Origin of the sequence: Pseudovibrio sp. POLY-S9 (genome assembly GCF_001431305.1) — a bacterium.
Taxonomy (GTDB): Bacteria; Pseudomonadota; Alphaproteobacteria; order Rhizobiales; family Stappiaceae; genus Pseudovibrio.
On the sequence record NZ_LCWX01000178.1, the window covers coordinates 32,521 to 38,709 of the forward strand.

Sequence of the window (6,189 nt, forward strand, 5' to 3'; positions counted from 1 at the left end):
TCCTTCGCCGCTTCCATCGCCCCAATGGCCTCAGCACACAGCGCGATCACGCCAGTAGCGCGTGCTGCCTCCAGAGCAGAAAGGACAGCCTCCGAAGCCCCCAAACAAGCTGAAGCAGGCAAGGCTACATTCACCAGAGCAATGTCGCTGGCGTGGTAACCGTCCAGATTGGGATAGGAGTACCGCTCCACGCCTGAAGCATCGGCATCTATCATGAACAGTTGCAGCCCATCGGCACCACGAGCGCTCACAATCAGCTTGTCTGCACTTGGCCCACCAATCACCACCGACTTGGTGCCATTGAGCCGATAGCCATCCTCTACCCGCTTTGCAGTTGTCTCTACAACATCCAGATCATAACGCGACTGAGGCTCTTCCAATGCGGGAACGATCTTAAGCTCGCCGTCAATCACATCCCCGATCAGCGCCTTCTGCTCCTCTGTCCCAAGCTCGCTCAACAACCGTCCAGACATAACGCCAGAGGCCATCAAAGGCTCCACGCAGGCAAACCGGCCCAACTCCTCAAACACGACCGCAATATCAAAACCGCTGCCTCCAAAGCCCCCATGCTCTTCTGCAAACAGCGCCCCAATCACACCTAGTTCAGCAAAGTCACTCCAGATTTTCTCCGAAAAACCCTGCGCATGCCCAACAGAGTTAGCCCGTTGCGAGGCATCGTAGTTATCTGAAAGGTAGCGATGCAGAGTATCCTGAAGCATCCGCCGTTCGTCACTATGATTGAAATCCATGGAACGCTCCTAAAGGCCGAGAATAGCTTTACTGATGATGTTGCGCTGGATCTCATTGGACCCACCGAAGATAGAAAGCTTACGGTTGTTGAAGTAACCCGGGCTCGCTGCGGCGGCATATTCCGGCCCAACACCTTGCACGTTCGCACCACTATCCATCGCCTCAGACACAAACGGCATAGCGTAGCGCCCAATCGCTCGCCGTGTCAGATCATTGATCGCCTGTCGGATCTCCGTGCCCTTGATCTTTAGCATGGAACTCTCCGCTCCCGGCGCCTGCCCAGCCGCCGCTTTGGCGATCATGCGCAGGTTCGTTGTCGCCATCGCCATCAGATCAATCTCAATCTGCGCAACCCTTCCGGCAAAATACGGGTTCTCCAGCAGTGGCCTGCCACCAGACATCTGCTTGGCACAAATCTCCTTCAAATGAACAAGAGCCGCCGTCGAAAAGCCAACGCCTGCAATATTGGTACGCTCATGGGTCAGCAGATACTTGGCATAGGTCCAGCCCTTGTTCTCCTCTCCAACAAGGTTGGCAACCGGCACCCTCACATCCTCAAAAAACACCTCATTCACTTCCTGCCCACCGTCAATCAGCGTAATGGGCCGAACAGTGACACCCGGTGTCTTCATATCAATCAAGAGAAACGAAATACCTTCCTGAGGCTTCACGTCCGTGTCCGTACGCACAAGACAGAAAATCCAATCCGCATGCTGACCCAGTGTAGTCCAGGTTTTCTGACCGTTGACAACATAGTGGTCCCCATCCCGCACAGCACGGGTCTTCAGGGAGGCAAGATCAGAACCCGCTTGCGGTTCAGAATAGCCCTGACACCACCAGTCCGTGCCATCCAAAATCCGCGGCAAAAAGTGATCTTTCTGCGCCTGACTGCCAAACTTCAAAAGCACTGGCGCCAGCATGGAAAGCCCGAAAGGGATCGTCCGCGGCGCATGGGCAAGGCAAAGCTCTTCCTCAAAGATGTGCCGGTAGACTGCATTCCAACCAGTCCCACCATGCTCCACCGGCCAGTTGTTCGCCAGCCATCCCTGCTTGTTCAGCGTGGCATGCCACTCTTCATGATCCGTCTTGGAAAGGCGCTTTCCCAATCTGACCTTTTCCGAGAGCGTCTGCGAAAGGTCCTTGTTTAAAAACGACCGCACCTCATCACGAAATGTCAGTTCATCAGCTGAATAGTTCAAGTCCATATGCCGCCCCCCCTGCTTCATTGGACATAACTGTCGGGAGGTTCCAGAACGCATCGCCCACCTCATCCCCATCATGAGATCAGAGTATCGCGCATCCAGATTATTTCAATATGTAATTCATAATTCCAATATGCAGAATTCAAAGCAAGCAGCGATCACGATAATAAGATCTTTCCGCTCGCTACAAGCTTAGCCGCGATTGACCAGAACCGAGGGCAAGCCCAGCGCCCGTTCCAGCTCTTTCACGCGGTCCCGCAGTTTCGGCCCAACTTCATTTTGCATGCGATCATAGCTCAGCATGTCTGGAGTCGCCCCGCAGCTGATCGCAACTGGCTCGCCAAAATCATGAGACCGGAATCCAGTTGAAACCGCATTGATGTTCTCAGCATAACGCTTATCTTCATCAACAATCACAAAGCCTTGGGCCAACAGCTGAGAGTACCCTGCAGCCCTTGCGCTCTCCAGTGTCTCAACAGAAATGCTCTCATCTCGTCCCTGTACACGCTCGCAAACCTGAGCAAACTCATGGTCCGTTACGCTGGCCAGATAAGCATACCCAGAGGATGACCCAGTGACCGGAATGCGGTGTCCCACTTCCAACCAGATGGCAGGAGCGCCTTGCGGGCGCCACGTCTTGGTCAACAGCATCTTGTTTTCATCAAGCACTGCCAGCAAAGCAAGCGTACCCGTCTCATCAGCAAGCTGTTGCATCATCGGATTTGCCGCTTCAATGAAAGATACAGAAGCGCTGGCAATGTTGCCCAAAGCCAGGGCAGCAGGGCCAAACCGATACCGGTCATGACGACGCGCATGGCTGAGATACCCAAGCTGTTGCAGAGTGAAGGTCAAACGGGAAACAGTGGATTTGGGAATGCCAGTACGCTGAGAGATTTCCTGGTTGCCAAGCCCGTCATCAGAAGCCCGGAACGCCCGTAAAACCTGCAGCCCTCGCGCCAGCGTTGTCGCAAACCGCCGGTCTTTTTCTTCATGTCCGCTCAACGCTAAAACCCCACCCCAATCATGTACATCCCTTGCCTAACACACATCATCCAACTCAAAGAACACCAGCAAGGCATCCTGCAGCACTTCTCCAAGAAAAACACCGCTCACACTTCCAGCCATTCCCGCCGGATATCATCCCGCACTCGAAACTCCTCTGGTGTCCCGTGATAAACAATCTCCCCATGTCCCATAACATAAACCTCTTGGGCAATCTTCAGCGCGATGGAAAGTTTCTGCTCCACCAGCAAGATGGAAACACCGGCTCGCGCAATCTCCGCAATCAATTCCCCAACCTGCGTCACAATTTTGGGCGCAAGCCCTTCGGTCGGTTCATCAATGATGATCAGATCAGGATCTCCCATCAGAGTCCGGCAGATCGTGAGCATCTGCTTTTCGCCGCCAGAAAGTACGCCAGCTGCCGTATCAGCGCGTGATTTGAGGTTTGGAAACATATCGAGCATCTGCTCAATGCTCCACCTGCCCGACTTGCGCATGTTCTTGATGCCAAGAAGTAAATTGTCCCGCACACTCATCAAAGGGAAGACATCCCGGTTCTCCGGCACATACCCAAGCCCCTTGCACGCAATGCTATGGCTCGGCAGGCCGGAGATAGTCTCGCCCTTGAACCAGATATCTCCTTTGGGCGCCACCTCGCCCATAATCGCTTTAGCTGTGGTGGAACGCCCGACACCATTGCGCCCCAGCAGCGCCGTCACACTACCCTTGGGCACATCCATATTCACGCCGCGCAGCACATGGCTCTTGCCATAAAAAGCATGCAGATCGCGAACTTTCAGCATTTCACTTGCAGCAACCCTGCTCATGCACTCATCTCCGCAAAATCTGCCTCATCCCCCAGATACGCTTCTCGCACACGCGCATTACCGCGAATTTCCTCTGGCGTTCCGGTTGCGATGATCTCACCATAAACAAGCACTGAAATTCGGTCAGAAAGCCCGAACACAACACCCATGTCATGCTCCACGATCAAGAGCGTCTTCCCTTCCGTCGCCATCTCGATGAGCTTGATCGCCCTGTCGGTTTCAGAATGGCTCATGCCTGCTGTTGGCTCATCCAGCAAGATTACATCTGCCCCGCCTGCAATGGTGATGGCAATCTCCAGTGTGCGTTGGTCCGCATAGGTCAGCAGCACAGCTGGCACATCAGCCTTGTCCGTCAACCCCACCTTCTCCAGCACTTCAGCAGTCTTCCGCTGAACCTCCTTCAGGTTACCAATGTTCCGCCAAAAGCTGTGCCCATATCCAAGCGACCACAATACTCCGCAGCGCACATTCTCACGCACCGACATATTAGTAAAAATGTTGGAGACCTGAAAACTCCGAGACAATCCAAGCCGATTGATCTGATGAGGTTTAAGACCAGCGATCTGCTGTCCACCCAGACTGATCTTCCCTGAACTTGGTGGAAACAGACCAGAGATGAGGTTGAACAAGGTGGACTTGCCAGCCCCGTTGGGGCCGATGATCGCGTGTCGCTCACCCCGGGCAATCTCCAACGAAACCCCTTCGATAATTTTCGCCGGACCAAAGCTTTTGCAAAGGTCCGTCAACTGTAAGGCTGGAGCGTTCATGAGCCTGCACCTCCCTGTCTGGAAAGCACTTTGAGCGAGCCCATGCCAACACCGGCAAGTATCAAACCAACTGCCCACGGCATCATCTGGTCAGACGCCAGATGGAAGCCAAACGGTTCAAAAACCTCTCCAAACCCATTGGAATACCGCACTGCCAACTCAACCAGCACAATAACACCAGCTGCAGACAGCAGGGCCGAAGTCGCAAACGTCACAGCGCGCAACATCCCCTTGCTGCTCAAAGAATGCTTTAAGGCAGCAGTCCCGCTCAGCAACAGCCCAGCAAGACCGCCCGGTGCAAACAGGATCATCCCGATAAACAGCAATCCCAGATAAAGCAGCCACGCCTCTGAATAGTCTGAGAGGTTGGACTGCATATAAGTCAGCACCACAGCCCCAAGAATAGGCCCCGCAAAATATCGCGCACCGCCAATGAACGCCATCAGCAACACCAGACCTGACGGGATTACACTCAGGCTTTCCGGCGTAAAGATCTCATAGTTCACCGCAGACATGCCGCCCGCCAGCCCTGCAAAACCGCCAGCGGCGATGAACACCAAATAACGCACACGGTTGGGGTTATAACCCACAAACTGCACCCGCTCTGGATTATCCCGCACCGCCTGCGCCAACTTGCCAAGCGGTGTTCTGGTGAAGGCATACATCAGCGCGGTGCCTAAAAAGGTCCAGAACGCAATGAACCAGTACACTTCGCCCAAAGGCCCAAGAGACAACCCAAACAGCTCAACACCATTCATGCGATCGCCAGTGATACCTTCCTCGCCACCGAAGACGCTGATAAACATGAAACCGGCAGCAGCAACAAGCTCGGCAATGCCAAGCGAGATCATGGCAAACGGCACACCCGCCCGCCGACAGGACGGCCAGCCAATCACAGCGCCTGCTAGCGCTCCTCCCGCAAACCCCACCAGTGGCAAGGCAAACATGGGAAAGGCCGCCCAGACGCCGCCATCATAACTGGCGTTCTCAATCGCATTCATCCCGTGCATAGCCGCATAACCACCAAGGCCAAAGTAGACCGCATGGCCAAACGAAAGCATCCCCGCCTGCCCCAGCAACATGTTGTAGGACAGAGCAAAAACCATATTGATGCCAATCGCATTGAACAGCGACAGCCACGTTCTGGACGGCTCAAACAGCGGAATGCTCAACAGGATCAGAGCAAGCAGCAACAGCGGCAGAACCCGTGTCGCAAATTTGTAGCGCGCACTCGGTGCCAGATCAGGCGCCCGGTCAAGACTGTAGTCGGTCAAAACTCACGCTCCCCCATCAAACCACGCGGACGCAGCATCAACATCAGCACCAGAAGAAGGAATGGCAGCATGGGAGCCAAAGACGCAATGGTAATACGCCCGATATCGCCATCAGCGCTCAATCCGGCAAACGAAAAGATCTCCGCAAAACTGCTATCGATTGAGATGGCAAAGGTCTGAAGGAAGCCAATCAGCAAACTAGCAATAAACGCCCCTTCCAGACTGCCCATACCGCCAACCACAACCACCACGAAGACAATCGGTCCGATTGAAAACGCCATGGACGGCTCGGTCACCAGATAGTTGCCGCCAATCACCCCGGCCAAACCCGCCAGCGCACAGCCTGCCGCAAACACCAGCATAAAGA

General features: G+C 54.5%; 6 protein-coding genes and 1 pseudogene. All 7 read right to left on the minus strand.

Going from position 1 to position 6,189, the window contains the following annotated elements; all coding sequences use genetic code 11:
• On the minus strand, positions 1–749 hold a 749-nt coding region (locus PPL9_RS18105), incomplete at its 3' end, for an acyl-CoA dehydrogenase family protein (RefSeq protein ID WP_057464007.1).
• Positions 750–758: 9 nt separating this feature from the next.
• Positions 759–1,955, minus strand: coding sequence for an acyl-CoA dehydrogenase family protein (locus PPL9_RS18110; RefSeq protein WP_057464008.1), 1,197 nt, complete (start codon positions 1,953–1,955; stop codon positions 759–761).
• A gap of 189 nt (positions 1,956–2,144) precedes the next feature.
• On the minus strand, positions 2,145–2,954 hold the full coding sequence (locus PPL9_RS18115; RefSeq protein WP_057464009.1) for an IclR family transcriptional regulator: 810 nt from the start codon (positions 2,952–2,954) through the stop codon (positions 2,145–2,147).
• A gap of 107 nt (positions 2,955–3,061) precedes the next feature.
• Positions 3,062–3,757 carry an ABC transporter ATP-binding protein gene (locus PPL9_RS18120; protein WP_057464017.1) on the minus strand — a complete coding sequence of 232 codons (696 nt, stop codon included), beginning with the start codon at positions 3,755–3,757 and terminating at the stop codon, positions 3,062–3,064.
• 20 nt (positions 3,758–3,777) lie between these two features.
• Positions 3,778–4,548 carry an ABC transporter ATP-binding protein gene (locus PPL9_RS18125; protein WP_057464010.1) on the minus strand — a complete coding sequence of 257 codons (771 nt, stop codon included), beginning with the start codon at positions 4,546–4,548 and terminating at the stop codon, positions 3,778–3,780.
• On the minus strand, positions 4,545–5,822 hold the full coding sequence (locus PPL9_RS18130) for a branched-chain amino acid ABC transporter permease (protein WP_057464011.1): 1,278 nt from the start codon (positions 5,820–5,822) through the stop codon (positions 4,545–4,547). The genes PPL9_RS18125 and PPL9_RS18130 overlap by 4 nt, the downstream gene beginning before the upstream one ends.
• Positions 5,819–6,189 (minus strand): annotated as a pseudogene (locus PPL9_RS18135) (branched-chain amino acid ABC transporter permease); the annotation flags it as partial. The pseudogene PPL9_RS18135 and the gene PPL9_RS18130, both read right to left, overlap by 4 nt.

What these genes read in the sequence shown, in the direction of transcription:
- PPL9_RS18110 (WP_057464008.1), bottom strand. Translation starts at nt 1,955, where the DNA reads ATGGACTTGAACTATTCAGCTGATGAACTGACATTTCGTGATGAGGTG.
- PPL9_RS18120 (WP_057464017.1), bottom strand. Translation starts at nt 3,757, where the DNA reads ATGCTGAAAGTTCGCGATCTGCATGCTTTTTATGGCAAGAGCCATGTG.
- PPL9_RS18125 (WP_057464010.1), bottom strand. Translation starts at nt 4,548, where the DNA reads ATGAACGCTCCAGCCTTACAGTTGACGGACCTTTGCAAAAGCTTTGGT.